The 23,056-nt window shown below is 41.3% G+C and carries 19 protein-coding genes; 13 read left to right on the plus strand and 6 right to left on the minus strand.

The window, feature by feature from the left end; genetic code table 11:
- The first annotated feature begins 74 nt into the window (after positions 1 to 74).
- The 3 genes from A923_RS0110195 to A923_RS0110205 all read left to right on the plus strand — a co-directional run bounded on the left by A923_RS0110195 (position 75) and on the right by A923_RS0110205 (position 3,326).
- Positions 75 to 971, plus strand: a complete 897-nt coding sequence (locus A923_RS0110195; RefSeq protein WP_026006187.1) for a LysR family transcriptional regulator — start codon at positions 75 to 77, stop codon at positions 969 to 971.
- Entirely contained in the window at positions 968 to 1,471 is a 504-nt protein-coding gene (locus tag A923_RS0110200) for a CIA30 family protein (RefSeq protein WP_017221578.1), read from the plus strand. Before A923_RS0110195 ends, A923_RS0110200 begins: the two co-directional genes overlap by 4 nt.
- Before the next feature lie 154 nt (positions 1,472 to 1,625).
- Positions 1,626 to 3,326 (plus strand): bifunctional metallophosphatase/5'-nucleotidase, encoded by a 1,701-nt coding sequence (locus A923_RS0110205; RefSeq protein WP_017221579.1) that lies wholly within the window; start codon positions 1,626 to 1,628, stop codon positions 3,324 to 3,326.
- Between the two features lie 99 nt (positions 3,327 to 3,425).
- Here A923_RS0110205 and A923_RS0110210 read toward each other — a convergent pair whose 3' ends face one another.
- The 5 genes from A923_RS0110210 to A923_RS0110230 all read right to left on the minus strand — a co-directional run bounded on the left by A923_RS0110210 (position 3,426) and on the right by A923_RS0110230 (position 9,847).
- Positions 3,426 to 4,160, minus strand: a complete 735-nt coding sequence (locus A923_RS0110210; protein WP_017221580.1) for an SDR family NAD(P)-dependent oxidoreductase — start codon at positions 4,158 to 4,160, stop codon at positions 3,426 to 3,428.
- Positions 4,126 to 4,551, minus strand: a complete 426-nt coding sequence (locus A923_RS0110215; protein ID WP_017221581.1) for a thiol-disulfide oxidoreductase DCC family protein — start codon at positions 4,549 to 4,551, stop codon at positions 4,126 to 4,128. Before A923_RS0110215 ends, A923_RS0110210 begins: the two co-directional genes overlap by 35 nt.
- 248 nt (positions 4,552 to 4,799) lie before the next feature.
- Positions 4,800 to 4,994 carry a hypothetical protein gene (locus tag A923_RS23245; protein WP_237716203.1) on the minus strand — a complete coding sequence of 65 codons (195 nt, stop codon included), beginning with the start codon at positions 4,992 to 4,994 and terminating at the stop codon, positions 4,800 to 4,802.
- Positions 4,995 to 5,162: 168 nt separating this feature from the next.
- Entirely contained in the window at positions 5,163 to 7,523 is a 2,361-nt protein-coding gene (locus A923_RS0110225; protein WP_017221583.1) for a S8 family serine peptidase, read from the minus strand.
- 476 nt (positions 7,524 to 7,999) lie between these two features.
- On the minus strand, positions 8,000 to 9,847 hold the full coding sequence (locus tag A923_RS0110230) for a M3 family metallopeptidase (RefSeq protein WP_017221584.1): 1,848 nt from the start codon (positions 9,845 to 9,847) through the stop codon (positions 8,000 to 8,002).
- Between the two features lie 393 nt (positions 9,848 to 10,240).
- Here A923_RS0110230 and A923_RS0110235 point away from each other — a divergent pair, with 393 nt between their 5' ends.
- The 10 genes from A923_RS0110235 to A923_RS0110280 all read left to right on the plus strand — a co-directional run bounded on the left by A923_RS0110235 (position 10,241) and on the right by A923_RS0110280 (position 21,895).
- Complete coding sequence (locus tag A923_RS0110235; protein ID WP_017221585.1) at positions 10,241 to 11,254, plus strand: hypothetical protein; 1,014 nt, start codon at positions 10,241 to 10,243, stop codon at positions 11,252 to 11,254.
- A 225-nt stretch (positions 11,255 to 11,479) separates the two neighbouring features.
- The gene (locus A923_RS0110240; RefSeq protein ID WP_017221586.1) at positions 11,480 to 13,723 is read left to right on the plus strand and encodes a peptidase U32 family protein; all 2,244 of its coding nucleotides are present in this window, start codon (positions 11,480 to 11,482) and stop codon (positions 13,721 to 13,723) included.
- Between the two features lie 271 nt (positions 13,724 to 13,994).
- Complete coding sequence (locus A923_RS0110245) at positions 13,995 to 15,164, plus strand: glycosyltransferase (protein ID WP_017221587.1); 1,170 nt, start codon at positions 13,995 to 13,997, stop codon at positions 15,162 to 15,164.
- Positions 15,154 to 16,167 (plus strand): glycosyltransferase, encoded by a 1,014-nt coding sequence (locus tag A923_RS0110250; protein WP_017221588.1) that lies wholly within the window; start codon positions 15,154 to 15,156, stop codon positions 16,165 to 16,167. Before A923_RS0110245 ends, A923_RS0110250 begins: the two co-directional genes overlap by 11 nt.
- Positions 16,160 to 17,026: a glycosyltransferase family 2 protein gene (locus A923_RS0110255; protein ID WP_017221589.1), complete on the plus strand. Its 867-nt coding sequence runs from the start codon at positions 16,160 to 16,162 to the stop codon at positions 17,024 to 17,026. The genes A923_RS0110250 and A923_RS0110255 overlap by 8 nt, the downstream gene beginning before the upstream one ends.
- A gap of 50 nt (positions 17,027 to 17,076) precedes the next feature.
- Positions 17,077 to 18,168 (plus strand): dTDP-glucose 4,6-dehydratase, encoded by a 1,092-nt coding sequence (gene rfbB, locus A923_RS0110260; RefSeq protein ID WP_017221590.1) that lies wholly within the window; start codon positions 17,077 to 17,079, stop codon positions 18,166 to 18,168.
- The gene (gene rfbA / locus A923_RS0110265) at positions 18,158 to 19,045 is read left to right on the plus strand and encodes a glucose-1-phosphate thymidylyltransferase RfbA (RefSeq protein ID WP_017221591.1); all 888 of its coding nucleotides are present in this window, start codon (positions 18,158 to 18,160) and stop codon (positions 19,043 to 19,045) included. Before rfbB ends, rfbA begins: the two co-directional genes overlap by 11 nt.
- Entirely contained in the window at positions 19,046 to 19,579 is a 534-nt protein-coding gene (gene rfbC / locus A923_RS0110270; protein WP_017221592.1) for a dTDP-4-dehydrorhamnose 3,5-epimerase, read from the plus strand.
- A gap of 31 nt (positions 19,580 to 19,610) precedes the next feature.
- Positions 19,611 to 20,600: an SDR family oxidoreductase gene (locus A923_RS0110275; RefSeq protein ID WP_017221593.1), complete on the plus strand. Its 990-nt coding sequence runs from the start codon at positions 19,611 to 19,613 to the stop codon at positions 20,598 to 20,600.
- 23 nt (positions 20,601 to 20,623) lie between these two features.
- Positions 20,624 to 21,895 carry an SAF domain-containing protein gene (locus tag A923_RS0110280; protein WP_017221594.1) on the plus strand — a complete coding sequence of 424 codons (1,272 nt, stop codon included), beginning with the start codon at positions 20,624 to 20,626 and terminating at the stop codon, positions 21,893 to 21,895.
- Between the two features lie 125 nt (positions 21,896 to 22,020).
- Here A923_RS0110280 and A923_RS0110285 read toward each other — a convergent pair whose 3' ends face one another.
- A complete protein-coding gene (locus A923_RS0110285) occupies positions 22,021 to 22,929 on the minus strand; it encodes a glycosyltransferase family 2 protein (protein ID WP_237716204.1) in 909 nt (302 codons plus the stop codon).
- Positions 22,930 to 23,056 lie beyond the last annotated feature (127 nt).

Genomic DNA, 23,056 nt, shown 5'->3' on the forward strand with positions numbered 1-23,056 from the left:
TAATCATGCTAGATTAACTCTTATTAGGACTGAGTATTCGTTTCAGTCTCAAGATCGTAATAAGAGGAGCTGGGATGGATTGGATAATGTGTGTGCGTAGTTACATTAAAGTCGTTGAAGAAGGCAGCTTTAATGGCGCGGCTTATCAACTTAATACCACAGGCTCTGCGATCAGTAAGCGCATTAACTGGCTAGAAGATAAAGTCGGCGTGCAGTTACTTAAGCGCACCACGCGCTCGTTAGATCAAACAGAAGCGGGTCAGCTATTTTATCAGCGTTCCCGATTGCAACTTGATCAATGGATGTCGCTGGTGGACGAAGCGCGTTCAGTTAATCAAACGCCTACAGGGCTGTTAAAAATTGGCGCTACTACCGCAGTGGGCTCTAAATTTATCATCAAGTATTTAAACGACTTTTTATTAATGTATCCTAAAATCAAAATACAGTTGCTAACCACATCACCAGGGCAAATGCCCGAGAGTCATGTCGATGTGTTTATCAGCCGTGATTTAGAACAGCTCAACTCCCACAGTTATAAAGCCATTGAACTGTTTAAAAACGATGCCAAGTTCTTTGCTTCGCCAGACTATATTGACAAGTATGGAAAGCCTGAAACCATTGAAGATCTTGAATCGCACAATATGCTTATTTGGGGCGAACGCCCGATACGCGAAGTGAAATTATCGACGGGTAATCGCATTACCTTACGGGGTAATTTTGCGACTACCAATCCTGAAGCGTTATTTTACGGGGCTAAATGTGGCATGGGCGTATTACTTGCCAGCCAAAAAATGCTGGAAGATTTAACGGAAGTCGGGGAGTTAATACAGGTATTACCCGATGTGACGATTGATCATGGTTCAGTATGTGCTTATTACCCAACCCTTGATTATGAACATACTCGGACGCAGTTGTTTATTAAGTACCTGAAAGAACGTGTTAGCAACGAACAAATTAAGGAAATATCATGATTGATTTAACGCGTGCGGTAGATTTAAGCAGCGCAGAAAGTATAGCCCTTTGGCGAGTATCCAATGATGGCGTCATGGGAGGTTTGTCTGAAGGGCGCATGTTATTCAACCGTGATCATGGCATATTTACCGGAAATATATCGCTTGAAAACAACGGTGGTTTTAGTTCGATTTTTCGGCCTGTTAAGGGTGTGCCGACAAAACTGCATAGCATTCAAATAGAGGTACAAGGTGACGGTCAATGTTATCAATTAAGAGCCGTGGTTTTCGATAATGGCTATCGCTTAGCGTACAAACATGATTTTGAAACTGTTGCAGGCCAACGCCAAATATTCACCTTTCCGCTTGTCGACTTTAAAGCCTCTTTCCGTGGGCGGTTAATCAGCAATGCACCGATACTGGCATCGTCAGACGTAAGAGAAGTGGGGTTCTTAGTGAATAATCACACTGCAGGGGAGTTTGCGTTGTCAGTTTTTGGGATTGAGTTTTTGGATCTGTAAGCGGGGAGGGCTAAATAGTTGGTAATATGATTTATTCTTTCTTCCGCGTTATATGATGTGAATAACTTTCGGATTCCTCACTGTAACAAATGAATGATAATATGATCATTCATTTGTTACTATCGATTCAGCTACAGATAAAAACTGAAACATTATGATGAAAAAGAATAAGCCAGTTAAAATAACACTGGCGCATATAAATGATACGCACTCTTACTTTGAACCTCAGTCACTGCAATTACAGCTGAATATTGATGGCAAAATGATATCGCCTTATGTCAGCAATGGCGGGTTTTCTCGTATCGCCACGCGCGCTAAACAGCTTAAAGTCACCGCCCTGCAGAAGAATCGTGACTTCATATTTGTCCATGCTGGCGATTGCTTTCAAGGCACGCTCTATTTCTCGTTGTTCAAAGGTAAAGCCAATTCCGATATGCTCAACGCATTAGGTATTGATGTCATGACTATTGGTAACCATGAACTCGATATGGGAAATGAACCAGTGGCTGAATTTTTAGACCGTATTGAGTTTCCATTATTAGCAGGAAACTGGGATCTGACTAACGAATTAACAACCAAGTCTCATTATTTAAAGGGTCGCCCTAACTTACTCTCTTATCAACCAGCGCAGCAGACTGCACGCTGGATGACGCGTGTTGTCGATGGCGAGTCAGTGGCAATATTTGGGGTATCACTGGATAAGATGGCCGATATAGCCAATGTCGATCCAGATACGCCATTTGTTAATGCCACTGAAACGGCCAGAAATACTGTTCGCGCTATCCGAGAATCAGGGGTTAATAAGATCATATTATTAAGTCACCTTGGTTTTACTGGGGATTGTGAGCTTGCGGAGAAAGTGGATGGCATCAGTTTGATTGTCGGTGGTCATAGCCACAACCTGCTAGGGGATTTCAGCGACTTAGGACTGAAAAAGGAAGCTGAATACGGACATCAAGTTAATGATACCTATATCGTGCAAGCAGGATTCCACTCACAGGCGCTTGGTCACTGCGAAATTGATTTCGCCGCCGATGGTTCTGTTAGTGCTTTCAAGGGCAAGAATGAACTGCTGATTGGTCGCAGACTCTGTACGGATGCAAGCTTGTTAACAGCCAATGACGATGCTATCCATGCTCAGGCGAGCCTCTACCTCACTGAACATGAAAACGTGGTGATATGTAAAAAAGATCCACGACTACAAAGTTTGCTACAGGATAAGTACATCCCACGAGTGCGTAAGCTGCAAAGTACAGTGATCGCTAACTTAACAAAAGATATGCGCCATATCCGCATTCCCGATCTGAACGGCGGTAGTGAGATTGCCCCGTTAGTGGCTGAATCGTTTGCCCATATGATGAATAAAGATGGTCATCAAATCGACTTTGCCATTCATAATGCCGGTGGTGTAAGAACGTCGCTATTCCAAGGTAATATTTCAATTTGTGACATAGCAGGCAAGCTACTGCCCTTTGCCGTTCCCATTGGTGCTTATCACATCAAAGGCAAATATATAGCGCAAGCACTCGAAGGTGCTATCAACAACGCAACCAATAATGGCGTAATAGGCACAGGTTCGGGTAGTTACCCTTATACCTATAATCTGGATTTTAGCTATCACGCGCAGCGCCCTCTTGGTCAACGGATTGCTGGGCTCATGATTAATACAACGCAAGATGGCTGGGTCGATATTGACGACGAAAAGCATTATTACGGTAGCTCTTCCGCGTATACCATGAAAGGGAAAGAGGGTTATGAAGCGCTCACTATGATGGATGGTGACGGGGTTGTTAGCCACCATTCAATGGCTGATTGCTTTATTGATTTTATTCAAGATGCTCCACACAGACTGTAAATTGAGGGCATCCTTATTGCACTTTACAGCCAGTTGATACTACTTCTAACGCCAATGTTGATGCACAGTCGAATGTGTGATGGTGCATCAACGCTATAATTACCAATCAATCGACTTACCTTGCCAATCCAAATAGCTCGCTTCACCATCCAGTGCGATATTCTCAACAATATTTAGAAGTTGTTCTGCGACAAAATCACTGGTGAATAGCTTATCCGCAGGCACATTCTTTTGAAACGGTTTCGATAACGGTGTATCCGTTGTGCCAGGGTGAAAAGCGATGAGTTTGATATTCTTAGCACGTCGAGATAATTCTATCGCGGCAGTTTTTAGCATCATGTTAAGGGCTGCTTTGGATGCGCGATAACTATACCAGCCACCTAAATGATTATCACTAATACTGGCCACACGAGCACTGAACACCGTGAGTGTACAGGGCGTTTTACCCGTTAATACCGGGGTTAGCTTTTGTATCCACAACATAGGGATGAGGGCATTAATCTGCATGACTTGCTGAAATGCTTGCTCGCTAAAATCTTCTAAGCGTTTTTCTGGCTGCAATTGCGCGTTATGTAATACACCGTTGCAAATAAACACTTGGGAAATCGGTATGTGGTTGCACTGCGTTAGTGCGATGACCGCTTGTTCAATCGAATCTGATTGATAGTTTGGCACTGTGATCTGTTTGATACTGGTGTCTGGCATCGCTGAATAAGCGCTTAAATCACGGCTGATGACGATTAGTCCCATCTCTGCATCGGTTTGTATTTTAGCGGCGATTGATCTAGCGATGACGCTGTTAGCGCCGATGATCAGTGTCTGTGTTTTTATCATAACAAGTTCCTGAATTGCAGTTAGTCGTGCTGATACCCAAACGTTTCGCGAGGAAAGCGGATATTGGCTGACGATATTTGGCGACCACTAAATAAACCCAATGGCTCAGCGTTTTAATCACTGGCCAATTAAGTGGTGCGACCCAAAAACCTTTACCTACTAACGTCCAAGCCCTGTGAGTGACTTCAAGTCCTAGCAGGCGTTTACCTTGGTAAGTACCGTGTAATATCTTCATACCGTCATCCACATTTATCTCTGGGTAGAGGGTGTTAAAGTCAGTTTGATGTAAGTCGACTAGCTGAATTACATCACCTTTATCGTGCTGTTTTAGGTGTTGCATTTCGCTGGTACATAATGGACATTGACCATCATAAAATATCGTTAACGTCATGCTCTTATTCCTGGTTAGGCCTTTACTGAGCTATATAGTTAAATATGTGTACTTAAACTATATGACTATAAATTGTAGGGAGTAATACGTCATGAAACGGGTTTTAGATCAGTATTGATACTAATTATTCAATGTTAATAAAGGTTAGCGGATGAAAAACAGTCTACCAACTAACTGTCACAACCATAATGTTGAGTAATATAAATCTCGACGTTATCGCATAGCCCCACGTATAGTGGGGCTGATTATTATTGTGAATAAAAACTGCGTACTGGCTCTAGTTCAACATATTCAATAACAGCATTTTGAACCAGCTCCTGAATGGACTGCTTACTTGCAAATACAATCAGTATGTTACGCGTTGGTATTACATCAACGATAGCGATTTTATGTTCCTTCACTAGTGCTGTCGCTACGCCTTCACCTCCCTTTTGGTATTTCACATAATACCGATTCAACCTGTTTTCCTTTGTTAGGTCGGTTATGTTTGTTGACTCTGTTACGGGGGGGGACTGATGTGAATAACTCACCGGGACTACGAATAGCAGAACCAAGAAAATACTGAGATATCGAATTTTAAAACGAGTCCCTTGTTTTGCCATAACGGCTCCTTATTGGAAGTTTATTTCCCAGCCTTCTAGGCTCCCTGTATCTTGACTGCTCGTATCGACGACCTTTAATTGCCAACGACCCTTTGATTCATTGCCTGAGAAGTCAACATCATAAGTTGTATTTAGATTCTTATCTGAACCACCGCTATTGTTGTGCAGTATAGCCTTGGTACCTGTTGGTGAAGTCAATGTTACTTTTAAATCACCAACGTAGCTGTGTTTGATATCAAGCTGAATATTCACCATTCCAGCATCGCCAATACGCTTAACGTCTATGTTACTGACTACGCCGAAAGATGAATTATCTGGGATAACGACTCTTGTACTATTGGCATATTCTGTCGCACCGTTAGTATTTTTATAAGTCGCGGTAAGTGACGCTCCATCGTACTTTTCGTAGCCATAGACAAGCACTTGGTATTGGCCTGTTTGAACGTTATCAATACTACAAACTTCATTATTTCCTTTAGTCCAAGAGCGGCAATCATAATTCTTTGTTGTGGGTGAACCGTTAAATAATACGTAAAGGTCTGCATCACCTGATCCTCCACCCATGGTGAACGTTAATGCAGTTGCATTAGCAGGAACGTCAATATTATATAGAGTGCTTGAGCGATTGCCTCCTGACATTGGGGATTTTGCTATGCCGTTTTCCAACCTCGTGTCATCGTTATTATTACCTCCGCCTGGACCATCACAACTTACAGCTAGATAGTCATTGGCCGCTGCCGCATTTATCAATCCATAGCCAGTTCTGTTGTCTCGACCTACAACATCGATATCTGTTGCTGAAGCTTTTAATGCAAAGCGAATCTGTGCAGCACTACATTGAGGGTGATAGCTCCAAACAAGACCCGCGACACCTACTGCATGTGGTGTCGCCATAGAGGTCCCATTATAATATTGATAGTCTTCACCTGTTGTTGTAGACACTGTGACGTCTTGTTCTAGCATTGCTGATAGTTCAAGGCCAAGTGCTCTGTCGACTGAAACCGAAACGATTGTATAACTATTGTTGTCATCTAATACAAACGGATTTTGCAGACCAGATAAGGCATCATTACTATAGATTATAGCGGCTTTGGCGCCTGCGCTATGACAAGCTTTTACAGGATTAATTTCTGGTCGATAACCAGTACGTTGATTCTCAATACGCTCGGTTAAACAAACTTTACCTGTCATGTCACCACAGTTATAACTGTTATCTGAAATATCGCAACGTGCGAGTTTCCCTGTATAAGAACCAGCAACAGGACTCGACTGATAATTAGCTTTGCCATCAAGCGTTTTGCGGTTGTGCGGAACAATGCCACGGTCAAAATAGTGTTGGCCGTTAATCACAATATCAGACAGGACACCTTCGCCAACAGTGACTGTTGAAAGAATTGCTACCCCTGGTGCTGAAATTTCAACTTGATTTGTGGCTTGGGAGAATGCAGCGTGGTTATTTTGATTATCTACCGCTGCAATTGACATAACAGAATCGTATGAAGCAGGATAACTGTGTGCGGTGTTCCCAGAATTGCCAGCAGCGGCAATAAGCAGTACACCATTGTCAGATAGTTCTTGCAGCGCATCACGTTCAGTTCGACTCGATTGACTGCCGCCTAAGCTCATATTGACGACATTGGCACTGTTTTGCGCACAGGTATCAATTGCTTTGACTAGGCTGGATGAATAACCCCAACCAGATTCATTGAATACTTTCACAATATGTAAGTTTACATTTTGATTTGGCATTACCCCCACAACACCGTCACCATTGGCTATCGCAGCTATCGTACCTGCGACATGAGTGCCATGTGCATTATGAGTACCTGGATCGTGCCAATTATCGGTGCCGCTATCATTGGTGCCTGATACTTGATTACCGCTAAGGTCGTTGTGAGTCAAGTCGTAACCAGAATCGATAATACAAATAGTCCGATTCCCAGTATTACTGTCGTTTAAGCCCGCTGTATTAATCGCTCCTTGTCCCCAAGGAATTGACTCACTTAGTAAGAAACGTGGCGGGTCGAATTCTACATATTCAATTTCAGCGTTGAGCTGTAAATCCGTAAGTGCTCGTGGTTCAATTTCGACACTATAAAGCGGTTTACTTCCGAGTTTTTCCACTTTTTTAGCGTTTACTTGTTCGAGAACGGATTCTTGAAGTAGCTTGGCGCCCCAAACTGGATTGAGTCCCATCATAGAAGGCGCATCAGCGTCGGTTTCTTTGAATTTAACTATGTATTTCATCGGTAAATCGAGTTCATCAAACTGAGGAAAAGCGTTTACATAGTTAATTCCTAAGGTTGAAATAGCTGTCGCTATTGCCATTGAGTTTAATAATTTATTTTTTTTATTGAGTTTGTTTTTCATGTTGCCCGGTTCCTTATTGAGCGAAAGTTATTACCTGCTGAAAAATGGTCGAGATACTTTCCTATTCGACTTGCAGAACCTGAGTTATAGATTTATAAATTCGAATTATCAATGTTGAACATCATTTAAAGCGAACGTAATCGCATTAAATGATAATGAAAATGATTTTCATTGACACGTGTTGTACCTATTTATTAGTATCTGTACTGTTTGTTCTTTGTGTGTTTATTGACCACGACTGGTTAGCCGTATTTTTATTATCTAACTGATTTAAATAGCCAAATGTGAAATGTAAATTAGAGGGATTGTGATGATGGTTAAATATAGAACAAGGGTTGGTTGAATTCCGATCAAGTGTTGATCAAGAGGTAGTTAGTTATTTTAGTGGGATATTAGAAGACAAACCGAGGGGGAAACATGATTAGAAAAGTGTACGTATCCCTCAATATTGGCAGATGATACGTACTTATATCTAACTAACAGTCACTACCGTAACGTTGAGTAATGTAAGTCTCGAAGTTATTGCATAGTTGGTTATCAGAAACAGCATTGTTAGCGATAGTCTCGGCACCATCAACAATACTAATTTTAGCGTTAAGCGCAACCGGTACTGCGCGCACTCTCGCTTGTGCAGCGACGATCTTAGCTTGCTCTTGTTGCCAAGCTTGGTCACTGGTTTTATTGCAGGTATCAGCAAGGTAAGCGGCAGAGAAACCTTCGCCTGTTAAGCTACGTAACGTGGCATCGTGGCTGATGCTGTTACCCGGTTTCCAGTAATGCTCGGCAAGTAGCGGACCAATGGCTGGATTATCCGTGAGGTAACCAAATTTTTCGGTAAAGTAAGCCCGTGTTTGATATACCGCCATGTGCGCAAGTAGGTAGCCTTGGTACGAACAAGCTGCTTCTTGTGACAATAGGTGCGGTACAGCCAGTAATGGACGTGGACTTGCAGTTAAACCCAAAATACGTTGTTCAGTAGCACGTGCGAGTGTCGTTAAGTACTCAGGCGTGAGCGAGTCTTCGTCAGCGCTGTAAACTGCCCATTCAAAATAAGGTACAACCAAAATACTGCGTTCTTCATACGCTTTAAACGGTTGCTTAGCGGCAATTAATGCTTGGATCACAGCATCAGGTACGATTTCACCATCAGCATTGTAAGCATACTGCTTTAACCAATCGCCATCGGTTAACAAGCTGTCGCAGAACATAGACTGCGTTTCTGCATACGCCATCGACGTTGGTGCAAACTCTTGCGAGAAACACGGTGAGTTTTGTTTCACATTGGCGAAATGCGCGGCATGACCACCTTCATGGAATAAGGTATTGATACCATCGTAACCACTGCCAATTTGATCTGGCTTTGCGTTGCTGGTGAAATTGATTTTACCTGGCTGCCATTTATCTTCTGCATAAAACGACGGGATAGGACCGTGGCAGAAACCATTTTGGTATTTACCTGGGCGATCTAATAAATCCAAGGTCATGTCAGCTTGTGAGTAATCGATATTTAAGCGGCCGAATGATTCAATCCAGCGACGTAATGATTTTGAGAACGGCACATAAGGGTTAAGTTGACGTGCGGCATCACCTGCATACATAAAGCTAAAGTTGTGGCCTTGAACTGCGCTGTCACCTTTAGTTGCTGCTAAATGTTGAATGCTGCTTAGGTTGCGCTCACGGGTACGTAATTCAAAATCATCTAAAACAGTAAACAGTTGCTCTGGTGTCATCTGCTCGGTTTTATTGACTTTATAATCGAAAAAGTTACGGAAGCCTTGTTGACGAGCAAAGTCATTACGTTGTTTAATCAGTTCGATATAGCCATTATTCATCACCCATTGTTCAAGGTCTAATAATGCTTGATGCGCTGATTGACGTACACTTTCGTTATTACTGGTACGAATATTAGCGGAAAGCACAGTTAAAGAGGCTTGCTGGTTGTCGCCATTCTCATCATTAAAATGCATCAGGTAATCTTGACGCTTAGCAAACAATGCCGACTCGCTACGAATAAGGGCGGCCATTTTATCTCGGCCTTCAGCGCTTTCAATGGCATTGGCATCGAAAAAGGCGAGCCAACCTTGTAATCCTTTAACCAGCTCATCATCTTCACTCGTTAGTTGTAATAGCACTTCAAGGTTGTCACGTGTCGCTTGAATATGATGTGGCTGTGATATAAATGCACTTAGCGCTTCTTCTGCAGCGGCAAAACCGTCATGGTCATCGCTGGTGCCCATGTACGTTTGCCAAAACAGATCTTCTTTACGGCGGTGTAGTGCTAAGTAATCATCATTAAGTTGATTAAAATAATCTTGTGGGTTCAAAATATCTCCTTGTTGAAATAACGTATCACGGTGATAGAGCATGTTAAGCACTGAATGAATGCATACGTTATTGTTTAACTGACAATGAAAGGCATTAAAAATGAATCTATTAAACGTTATTTGTCTTAAGTGATTATACGGACGTTTTTAATAAACAATTAAGATATGTATTAAATAGTAAGAAATATAATTGGAAAATACGACTAAATTAATTCCCAGTGGTAGGGAGTATGTCACACTTTCATAAAAACGGCTGGCAGTGTGCTGAATTTGCAATCTGTTTACACGTTTTTTGAATTTATTTAACGGTTCACTTGTCCCATATAAATAAAGCCAATACACTTCAGCACTTTATAATAAATAATTTATATTAATAATATTTTTAGGGCCATTATGTATACAGATGAAGATCTTAACAATGCAGTAGATAAAGGAATTTTTACTGCTTCGTCCGTTGACGAATTTCGACGTGAGCAAGTGTTATCCAAGCAAGTGACTGTTGCTGATGAAGAAAACATTCGTTTAATCGGCGGGTTTAATGACATATTTATTGTTATTGCTTGTGCGCTATTGTTGTTTTCATCATTGTGGGCGGTCAGAACGATTGATCCGGGTTTGGGTTTAGCGACGTTTGCCGCGCTATCATGGGCACTTGCTGAATTCTTTGTACTGAAAAGAAAAATGGCGTTTCCCGCGATTATGTTATTACTCGCCTTTATTGGTGGTGTGTTTCAATTATCAATGGAAGTCTTTGGCTCCTTGGGTGATCAAGCAATGATGGTTGCAACTGGCGCGTCTGTCATCGCTGCTTATTGTCACTGGCGTCGTTTCAATGTGCCTATTACGATCGCAGCAGGTACGGCGGCGACCATTGGCTTTATTGTGTCGTCATTTGTATCTATGTTTGCTACGCCCGATATGCTAAATGTATTAACGGACTGGATCCTGGTGCTGATCTTTATCTGTGGTATTTTAACTTTCCTGTTTGCCATGTACTGGGATTCGTCAGATCGCGAACGTGTGACAAACCGCACTGATACTGCATTTTGGTTACACTTACTTTCTGCGCCTTTGATTATTCATCCGGTGTTCTTAAGTGTCGGTATTTTGAATGGTGATGAGAGCATCAGTAGTATCGCCGTGATCATTGCGCTGTATATATCAATGTCATTGATTTCTATTATTATCGATCGCCGCGCCTTTATGGTGTCATCCCTGGTCTATGTACTGTATGCCATTTCAAGTTTGATGAGTATGTATGGCGATGTTGGTACTAATTTTGCGATGACCGGCATGGCAATTGGCGCTGCGCTATTACTGTTATCAGCATTATGGCATCCCGTTCGCGGCATGATCGTGACGGTATTACCGAATACTATCAAGCAGTTTATACCCGACGCTAAGTAACGTTTGGTATTAGTAGGCTGGATAAGATAACGGGATGTTATCGATTTTATATCCAGTTTATACATCGTGCTGAAATGACGTTTATTGTATAATTTGAGGGGACGAAAAGGGGTTTAGAATTATTGATCTAGATCAATAAAGCCTAATTCATAGCATTGACCTGCATATACAGGTAGAATGCCCCCTCAAAAAATTACAATAAAAGCATTAAGTGGGTTATTTCGCATGAGTAGAAAAATAGAATTATTGGCACCGGGTGGTGACGTAGAAGCAATTAAAGCGGCCATTGTAGCTGGTGCAAATGCAGTCTATTGTGGTTTGGATATGTTCAATGCCCGTAACCGTGCGTCCAATCTTTCATTTGATGAGCTAAATGGCGTATTACGACTTGCACACGATCACAGCTGTGAAGTCTTTTTAACCCTTAATGTCGTGATATTAGAACACGAAGTTGTTAGCTTGGTACGCTTGCTTAATAAACTGGTTAACAGTGGTATTGATGGCATCATCGTACAAGACTTAGGTGTCTTCAACATTGTTAAAAAGCATTTTCCATCATTACACATTCATGCTTCTACTCAGTTAACAACACACAACGAAGGTCAGGTTTTATTCTTACAGAAAATTGGTGCAACGCGCGTCAACTTATCTCGTGAACTAAACCTAACTGAAATTAAAGAATTAACAACAGTTGCACATGACCATGACGTATTAACAGAAGTATTTGTACATGGCGCGCTATGTATTGCCTTCTCTGGTCAATGTTATTCAAGTTCAGTAAGTGTTGGTAACTCAGGTAACCGTGGTCGTTGTAGCCAAGCTTGTCGTGACGAATACGAAGTGACTGCTGAAGGTCATCGTTTCCCACTGAACTTAAAAGATAACTCTGCCTACTTTGACTTACCGCAATTGGTTGACGCTGGTGTTGATTCATTAAAAGTAGAAGGCCGTATTAAAGGCGCTCACTATGTTTACACTGTTGTTGATACATGGCGTAAGCAGATCAACAACTTTGTTGACTCAGGTAAATTACTAGCAGACGACGGTAACCTACATAAAGTATTTAATCGTAGCTTCACTAACTCATTCCTGCAGGGCGATCTAAACAAAAAAATGTTTACGGATAACCCACGTGACAACAGTGTGAACTACGCAGTTGAAAAAAGTGATGCGATCTCTGTAGTCCAAATCCATGATGTGAAACAAGACCTTTATACTGATAAGAATGCCTTGGGTGCTGAACTAGCAGACAAGATTAAAGACTTAAGCATAGATAAAATTGCCTTAACGTTAGCGTTTTCTGCCAAAGAAAATAGCCCGTTAACATTGAATATTATGGCTGGCACTACGTCATTTGAAGTGAAAAGTGCGTCGTTATTACGCGTTGCAGATGAAATTTCAATTACCCCTGAGACTGTTGAAAAACGTTTCCGTAGTTTTAGTAATGCGACATTCGATCTTGCACCAATGAATTTCGACAATTTCGATGCCAACTTAACGGTACCATTTAAAGAGCTTACCGACCTGAAAAACCAAGCGGCGTTTTTATTAAATGGTTCACGTGAAGTGATTAAAAATGTTGATTTACCGGCATTACCTAAACATCCTAAGATAGAAGAAACGCCGAAGTTATCCTTGATGATAGCTAATGCGAAAGATCTACACCTTGCGGATGTAACAGACGCTGATATCTACTTCAAGATCCCTGAAAGCTTGAAAAAGAACTGCCCTAAGCACATTAAATTACTGCAAGAAAATCCACGTCTAATCCCTTGGTTCCCGGCTGTGCTTATTGGTAAAGATTACCTCGAGTCAGTGAAGATCCTTGAACAAGTAAAACCAAAACGTATCGTTACTAACAATACTGGTATTGCTTATAAAGCCTTTGAAATGGGTATTGAGTGGGTTGCTGGTCCGTTCTTGAATACAACTAACTCACATGCGTTATTAACGCTACAAGAAGAGTTAAACTGCGCTGGTGCGTTTATTTCTAATGAAATTAACCGTATCCAAATCAGAAACATTACTCGTCCGAAAAACTTCAAAATGTTCTACAGTATTTACCATCCAATCCTGATGATGACGAGTCGTCAGTGTTTCTTCCAACAAACGGTTGGCTGTAAGAAACCGGCGATTGAAGATGGTTGCATGCTGAAATGTGAAAAAGCGACAACAATTACCAATGTGAAAGGTATTTCGTTTGCTGTTGATAAACAAAAGGGTGGCTACCCAAGCATTTACAACGACGAGCAATTCTTAAACTTTGATGTTGTAAATGATTTCTCTGATCTGTTCGACGAGTTCTTTATCGATTTAACTAATATCGGTGCAGGCTCTAAAGAAGAACAGGATAAGGTTGAGCTAATCAAGTACTTTGAGGCATTGCTTGCAGGCGATGAAGCATCAAAATCCGCTTTAAACAACCTAGTACCTGTATCTACTAATGCGCAATACAAGCAAGGTTTATAAGAAGTAGCGAGGTTTATAAAAATAGTAACAAGGTTTATAAGCCTTCACATCAAGATTTAAGCCCAACTGCTTAATCTATTATTAAAGCCAGGTGTCGCTGATTGTATCGAAAATACATGATGTGAAACTTGGCTTTATTTTTATGTACTTATGAATTACTATCATCATATTTATCCATTAATGTGGCCAATACCAGCATCTAATGCCTATAATTCCTATTTAACAGTGGTTACCTGCTAATTAAAAGCCGGTTGTGGTAGGTTGTTATGATATGAATGTTTTACATATACACTCAGATTATCCAGATGGTCGTAATAGTTCAAGTACGCCCGCAGTAAAATTACTACTCGATGCCACCTCTGGTATTCGACATACTATTTTTGTTATTCATCGTACCCCATGGCCTTGGCAAGTTAAGGTTATCCAAAATGATTCTCAGCTTTACTCCATTTACTATTGGGGACTGCCGTTCGGTCTTGGCTTAACGCTATCTCTCTTTCTTGCACGGCATTTACTATTAAAGCTAATTCAAAACGAGCACATTGATTATCAACTTGTGCATGGGCATAAACTCGCCATTGATGGCACGTTAGGCGCAGCATTAGCAAAATGGGCCAAAGTACCTTATTTCCTTTCTGTTCGTGGTGGCACTGATGTGCGTATTTTACGACATAAATTACTGCTAAGAAGACGTTGGAAAAAAGTGCTCGAAGAAGCTGAACATATTTTCTGGGTCAGCGCTTGGGCACAAAATCCAATCAAGCAATTGCTTAACATAAGCGTCAATAACGATACCGACAAATCGAGTCTGTTGCCTAACCTGTGCGAAATGAAACAATTATCTCACCTGCATGTCCCTAAAAAAGCCGCTAATTTTGTTACCGTTTTTCGTTTCGACCAATATGAACGCAAGGGAATAATGCCATTGTTAGAAGCTATCGCTAAACTTATAGCTGATTATCCGAGTATTAAGCTGGATATATACGGTTGCGGACCTGAAAATAAGATGAAAATAGTGCAGGGTAAAATATCCGAATTGTCTTTAGGTAAACACGTCACGATCAAAGGACGCATTGATAATAAAGTATTACAAAAAAAACTAACGGAGTATTCAGCATTTTTGTTACCGAGTCAGAACGAGTCATTCGGTATGGTATTCGTTGAAGCTTTATTTTCTGGGTTACCTATTTTATATCATGCGAATACCGGTATTGATGGCTACTTAGAGGGGATTGATGCAGGGGTTAAAGTTGATAACCAAAATACTGACGAATTAGTTAATAAAGTGGAATCGCTGATTTTACAACATGATTTGTTTAACGCTCGAATCAATAGGGCGTTAGAAACTAATCTGTTGGACATCTTTGAGAAAACAACGGTGGTTAGTCATTACCAATATTTAATTGAAGCACTTAAGTTGGAGAAACTAAATGACGAATAGAAAAGTTCTTGTTGTTGCATCCGCAGGTGGTCACCTGACGCAAGCACTTTGCGCCTGTGATCATGTTGACGATATTGTGCTCGTCACGACTCACACATTAGTGAATGACAATAAAGTTAAGAAAGTATATAAGGTCTGGAATACTCAAAAAAATGCGTTTATTCACTTCGTTAATATATTTTATGCTTTGTATGTTCTTGCAAAGGAAAGGCCGAGAACCGTATTTACCACAGGTGGGCCGCTCGTTTTACCGTTTGCATTAGTGTGTAAGTTTTTACCGGTAAAGTTTGTGTATTTGGATACATTGTCACGGGTTGTTGAATTGTCTAATACCGGAAAAATGATCCATAAATATAAGCTATACGATGAGTTTATGTCGCAATGGGAGTCGGTTGCTCGCCAATATAATGTCGACTATGTGGGAAAAACCTTTGATTTGGAAGGCAAGGTCAACAAGGTCGTTATGCCATTATCGCCGCCAGAGAAGCCGTTGGTCTTAGTGACAACCGGCACGAATTCTTATCCTTTTCCACGTTTGATTGCAGCAATGGCAAAACTCGATATTTATCATGATCCAAACGTCCGGTGGTTTATTCAAACTGGTGGTTTTGACGTTGATGTGAAACCCGCCAATGGCGAGATTGTCGATATGGTAGGCAAAGAAAAAATGGATGACTTGGTAAAAGAGAGCAGCTTGGTTATTAGTCATTGTGGTGTTGGCAGTATTAATCACATGCTTATTTATCAAAAGAAAGTGATATTTGTACCGAGATTAGAGGAGTTTGGTGAATTTTCAGATGATCATCAACTGCAAATTGCTAAAGAGTTAAGTAATCCTAATATGACCGTTGTTTATCCTGAACAGTTATTGCCTGTGTATTCAGTGACAGAGCTAATAGCGATACCAAGGTACGACCAAACCATTGATATTACTAATCATGATTTTGCAGCTGTTATCGATAAAAAATTATTCGTTGAGCAAAGAGAAGATTCCTATGGCTAAGAAAATATTAATTTCTGTTGTTATTGTTGATTTTTTTAAAGCGGAACGCGTTGTCAATAATGTCGAAAGGATACTGGCACAGCAAGGCGATTTTGATACAGAAGTGATCATTATTGATAATTCAATGGACAGTGGCAATCAACAGATCCTGTCTCAATACCAAGATACGGAGAGTGTAACGCTCATTTTTAATCAGCAAAATAATGGCTATACAAGAGGCAGTAACCAGGGCGCTGACTTATGCACTGGTGATTATCTATTGTTTGTGAATCCGGATATTGAATGGAAGTCACCCAGTATACTGGGTGATATTATCGCTATTTATAAACGCGACCCTGGCATCGGTATTGTTGGTACTCGGCAGCTTAATGATGATGGTTCGACACCCGATACCGTGCGTCGTTTTCCGAGCTTGCTTGCACAAGTCGTTCGCAGGTCATCACTTAGACACTGGCCGCTGTTAAAAGGTATGGCGGATCACTATGAGCATGTCGAGTTCGATTATTTTAAACCGGCGAATGTAGACTGGTTACAATCATCCTTTATGGCGATAAGTCGTCAGGTTTGGGACGAAATTGGTGGTTATGACAATCGTTACTTTATCTTTATGGCCGATCCGGACATTTGCTATCAGTGTTGGGAACTCGGTTACAAAGTCCATTATGAGAGTGAGATCGTGGTGGGTGCGGATGGTTTACGTTGCAGTGACGGTGGCTTTAAAGATGTATTTAGTAGCCGGGTTTTACGCTTTCATATTCGTGATGCGTTTATTTACCATTTTAAGTATTTATTCAAACCCAGTATACCGAGTGCTCGAAAATCAGATGGGCAAAGGTCTTCAAACGTGGGTTGTGAATAGTTGTGCATAGCTGTGAGTAGTCGTAATGCGTTAATGATGAGTACCGTAATATGAAGATATTAGTAACAGGTGGCGCTGGGTTTATTGGCAGCGCCGTTATTAGACACATATTGAGTGATACAGACTATCAGGTGGTGAACCTCGATAGTTTAACTTACGCTGGAAACCTCGATTCTATTCCAGCGACTCTGCTGTCGTCGCAGTATGTATTCGAATGTGTTGATATTTGTAACAAAGCACAAGTGAATCGCGTCTTTCAGCAGCATCAGCCTGATATTGTCATGCACCTTACTGCGGAATCCCATGTCGATCGCTCAATTGAAAATCCGAACTGTTTTGTTGAAACCAATATTATTGGGACCTACAACTTACTTGAATCCGCGCGGGTTTATTGGTCGTCATTGGCCGATGACAAAAAAGCCGGTTTTCGTTTTCATCATATTTCGACCGATGAGGTGTTTGGTGATTTAGCTTGTCGAGGAAGTAAAGATAGCCAAGATGGGTTGTTTGTTGAAACCACGGCTTATGATCCGAGTTCCCCTTATTCCGCGACCAAAGCAAGTGCTGACCATTTAGTACGGGCGTGGTTACGAACCTATGGTCTGCCGACATTAATTACTAACTGTTCAAATAATTACGGCCCTTATCACTTTCCTGAAAAACTCATACCGCACATGATTTTGAATGCGTTAAACGGGCAACCCTTGCCTGTTTACGGTGATGGTCTACAAATCCGAGATTGGTTGTATGTCGATGATCATGCTCGAGCCTTGGTGCTGGTGGCGATAAAAGGTCAAATTGGCGAAAGTTATAATATAGGCGGGCACAACGAGAAACGTAATATAGATGTCGTGAATACCTTGTGTGATGCGCTGGAAATACTGGTGCCTGATAAACCGAATGGGGTCGAGCATTACCGAGACCTTATTACCTTTGTCAGTGACCGACCTGGACATGATCTGAGGTATGCGATTGATGCGAGTAAAATTCAACGTGAATTAGGCTGGCAACCAGAGGAAACATTTGAAACGGGTATCACCAAAACACTGCAATGGTATTTAGACAATACCAGCTGGTGGCAGCGTGTATTAAGTGGTGATTATCAGTTAACACGTCGAGGAGTAAATGCGAATGGGCAATAAAAAATACAAAGGTATTGTGCTAGCGGGTGGCTCAGGCACGCGTTTACATCCCATTACTAAAGCTGTCTCAAAACAGTTATTACCGATTTATGATAAACCGATGATCTATTATCCACTGTCAGTGCTGATGTTGGCAGATATTCAAGATATTTTGATAATTTCTACCCCTGATGACTTGCCACATTTTAAAGCTTTGTTTGGTGATGGTAGTAGCTTTGGGCTCAATATTGAATACGCCGAGCAGCCGACTCCAGATGGTATAGCACAAGCCTTTATCATCGCTGAAAACTTTATTGGTGAGGACAACGTCTGTCTCATTTTAGGTGATAACGTTTTCTACGGACAACACTTCACTGGCAAGCTCTTAAATGCGACCAGTAAAGATACTGGCGCGACAGTATTTGGTTATCGAGTAACAGATCCCGGACGTTTTGGTGTAGTGGAATTTGATAAGGACGGTAACGCGATAAGCATTGAAGAAAAACCCGAGAAACCAAAGTCGAATAATGCCGTTACCGGTTTATATTTTTATGATAACCGGGTTATTAATATGGCGAAGTCATTAACGCCTTCTGCCCGTAATGAAGTCGAGATCACGGATATTACCAACATGTATTTAGCGATAGGAGAGCTCTACGTTGAGCGCTTTGGACGTGGCTTTGCTTGGTTTGATACCGGCACCCATTATTCATTATTGAAAGCGGCTATGTTTGTACAAACCATTGAGCATAACCAAGGCTTGAAAGTGGCGTGCTTAGAAGAGATCGCATTTTCTAAAGGTTGGATCACCCGTGGGCAATTAGAAGACCAAGCATTTTTATTACAGAAAACAGAGTACGGGCAATACCTCTACGGTTTATTACGTGAGGAGTTTTAGATGAAAGTAACAAAAACCGCCATTGAGGGGGCGTTGGTGATCCAACCGGATGTATTTGGTGATGATCGTGGTTTCTTTATGGAGACATTCCAAGCCGTGCGTTATCGCGATGTGATTGGGGGTGAGTTTGATTTTGTGCAAGATAACTATTCTCGCTCTGCAAAAAACGTATTGCGTGGGCTGCATTTTCAAAAAACCAATCCGCAAGGTAAGTTAGTGCGCGTGGTGATGGGGGAAGTGTACGATGTTGCCGTTGATATCCGTTTAGATTCAGCGACTTATGGCCAGTGCCGTGGGGTGCGATTAAACGCTGAGAATAAATTGCAGTTTTGGTTACCGCCAGGGTTAGCACATGGCTTTGTGGTGTTATCTGACCTTGCTGATTTTGAATATAAATGTACTGAGTATTATGACAACAGCGATGAAGGCTGTTTGATTTGGAATGATCCTGAATTAAACATAGATTGGCCTTGTGCGAATCCCTTACTGTCAGACAAAGATAAAATGGGCCTTAAGTTTAAGAACTTGTTTTAAGGCTTTTTTAAACCGTTTTAAGGATAGCCCTATGTATCGACTATTGGTAACAGGACAAAACGGGCAGATAGGCCAGTCGATTAAAGACCGTATAGATGATCAAGAATGGGATGTATTACTCACCGATATAGAGACATTAGACATTACGAGTGCAGAACAAGTATCGACAGTGTTTAACGTATTTAAGCCTGATGTGGTGATTAACGCGGCCGGTTATACCGATGTCGATAGGGCGGAACAAGAGACGAGTGCCGCTGAATCTATTAATGCCTATGGACCCTATTTATTGGCCATACAATGTCATAGCACAAGGGCATTATTAATTCATTTTTCCACCGAGTATATTTTTAATGGGAAAAATCATTGTCGTTATGTCGAAACCGATACGCCAGCGCCATTGAATGTATATGGGCGAACTAAATTACAAGGTGAACAATATATAAAGGCTTATTTGAGCCATTACATTATTGTTCGCACGTCATGGGTGTTTAGTGAATATGGGCCAAATTTTGTCACTGCTATGTTAGACCTGAGTCGTGGCACAAAGCCGATCCGCATTGTTAACGATCAGTTTGGTTGTCCAACCTATGCTGGTGATGTCGCAAATTTGGTACTTGATATGGCTAAGGACTACACGGCTGAAACCAATCGATACGAATTTGGTGATTATAACTTTTGTGGTAACAGCTCAGAGAATTGTGAGGATAATAGTCCTGAGAATACTGCTGGTAATCGTACTGGAGATAGTGCCAGTGATGGTGCAGGTGATAGTGCAGGTGATAGTACTGAAAATCGCGGGGTAAGTTGGTTCGATTTTGCTCGCGCTATTTTTAAAGAATTAGATAAATACCAACCCGGTGAGCAGCGCCGTAATTTAACAGGAGTGACAAGTGAAGAATATGCTTCAATTGCCACACGGCCTAAAAATGGTATTTTAAATTGTCACAAAATTTCACCGATATTTAGACCTTCGGATTGGCGGCGTAAGTTACGCCATGTAATTGAAACAACAATGGCATAACTGTTTGCTGCTGGGGAACATAAATGATTAATCGAAATTTGTTAGATGCGTATAAAATAGAACATGGCAATATTAAGGTTGCTATCGCGGGTGCTGGCTATATTAGTAAAGGCTTGATACAGCAGATCACGCTGCTGGATTTTATTGATGTGGTTTCTATTTATTCCAAAACACGCGCACCAATTATAGCCTTGCTGAAAGATGCTAACTTACCCTTATCGATTATTGCCGACAATATTGAAGATTTTTGTGCCAGCGATGCTGATATTGTGGTCGAGTTGACCGGTGATACTGAGTTTGGCTGTGAACTGGCACTTGCTACGTTAGCAGCTAATAAACATTTTGTTGTCAGCGCTGAAACTGATGCACTTGTTGGCCCTGTACTTGCTGAGCTATTTCGCGAAAAAGATCTGATCTACAGTAATATGTGGGGCGATGAACCGGGTTTAATCAAGCACCTGTATAATTATGCTGATGTGTTGGGCTTTGGGATTGTGGCCGTGGGTAAATTCAAAGGTTTTCATGATTCTTTTGCTAACCCTGATTCAGTATTACCTTGGGCTGAAAAATCAGGCCAGAAACCTACTATGATTGCTTCCTTTGCAGATGGCTCGAAAATGTCGATGGAAATGACTATTGTTTCTAATGCAACGGGATTAGTCGCTGATGTACCAGGTATGCATTTAGCTAAAGGGACGCTTGAAGATATTGTTGGTTTATTGAAGTTAAAAGAAGACGGCGGTATTTTGAATCAAACTGGCGTGATTGAAGTTGTTTGTGGGGTTGAACCCAGTGGTGGGGTATTTGCGGTTATATCCACTGAAAAACCAGAAATATTAGATTCGCTTTCATATTATAAAATGGGTGATGGTCCCAACTACCTACTGTATTTACCGTACCATATGCCGGGTATTGAAGCCTTGTACGGTTTATACGTCAATGTTGTTGAGCATCAATCTGTGGTACGTCCAATGGGCGCGCCAGTATCAGATGTGATCACCCGTGCTAAACGAGACCTTAAAAAAGGCGATAAACTCGATTGTATCGGTGGTTATGATTATTATGGCGAAATGACCAGCGCAGAAAGTTCGGTAAACGATCATGCTCTGCCTTTAGGGCTAGCTACTGGTGCTACATTACTGGTTGATGTGAATAAGGGCGAGCCTATCTTATTTCATCAAGTGGAAATCTTAGGTCATAAAGATGGTTGCCAATTACGACAACGATTTAGTGACATGGTTTTGGAGAAACAGCGCTTAGAGTTAAGTCAGCTTAAACGGGTTAGTTTAGGTTAATACTAAGTCTAATTGTAGGTGTAGGTGTAGGTGTAGGTGTAGGTGTAGGTGTAGGTCTAGCCCTAGCTTATCAAAAAACGAGTCACTGCTATCAGTGACTCGCTTGTTATTAAAAACAGCCTGTGCTAACTGTATAGTTTGACGGTCTTATTACTGAATAAAGCCTTTATCTTTCCGTACTTATCAACCAATTGCAGTAGGGGTTTTGCATATTTAGATTGACCGAAAGGGAGTTTAACCAGAACGATAAACAACAGTATAATCAGTTTGAGAAACACATCAGTAAAGTAAGCAGATTTATTAACTAACGGTGCTTTCTGCATGCGATAACGGGTATAGGTTTCGCCTATTCGCATCGCTCTTTTTAACAAGTAATTGAGATTTAATCGGTTACTTGCGACTTCTTCAGTGACAAACGCTTCATTTGAACAAACTAATTTACCGCCATGCTGATACAGTCGATAAAAGAAATCGGCATCTTCACCCCCTGTGAGACCATAGTTGCAATCAAATTGAAGTTGGTATTTTTTAATAGCAGCTTGGCTGACTAATGTTGAGTTAGTCGCACCACTGGTGACCGCTTGGCCGTTACTCACTGGCAGCCGTTCAAACACCCCTGATTTGATGATCCATTGCGGCGTATCGCTCGGATAGGTTGATTTAACACGACCGAAAACAGCATCTGCTTGGTAAGTTTGCGCGGTTACTAATAGTTGTGCTAACCAATCTGGGTCAGCTACCTCGTCATCATCGATAAACGCCACCCATTCACCTTGGGTATTGGCAATCGAACAATTACGCGCGAGGGCAATATTCTTAGCCGTTTCTTGACGATAATAAACCGGAATATCCATGATATTGGCTTGAGCTTTGACGAGCATTTCGGCATAACCGTATTCATCATTATCAACGACGATCACTTCAAGGTTGACGTGTTCTGGCAGGCGTAATGCGGCAATACTCTTAAGGGTATCGACGACATGGGATCGTTGATATGTACACATACAAATAGATATCAGCATTTCTGTTTTCACTTATCAATTGATGACCTTGATATAATTGTAGTGACTTAAGCTGGGCTTAGCTATTATTCTGCTTGATTGTCGAGAGCAAAATACGCCATTATTTGTAATTAATAAACTTGTGAGTACAGTGCTTTAC

This window comes from Moritella dasanensis ArB 0140 (genome assembly GCF_000276805.1).
GTDB lineage: Bacteria > Pseudomonadota > Gammaproteobacteria > Enterobacterales > Moritellaceae > Moritella > Moritella dasanensis.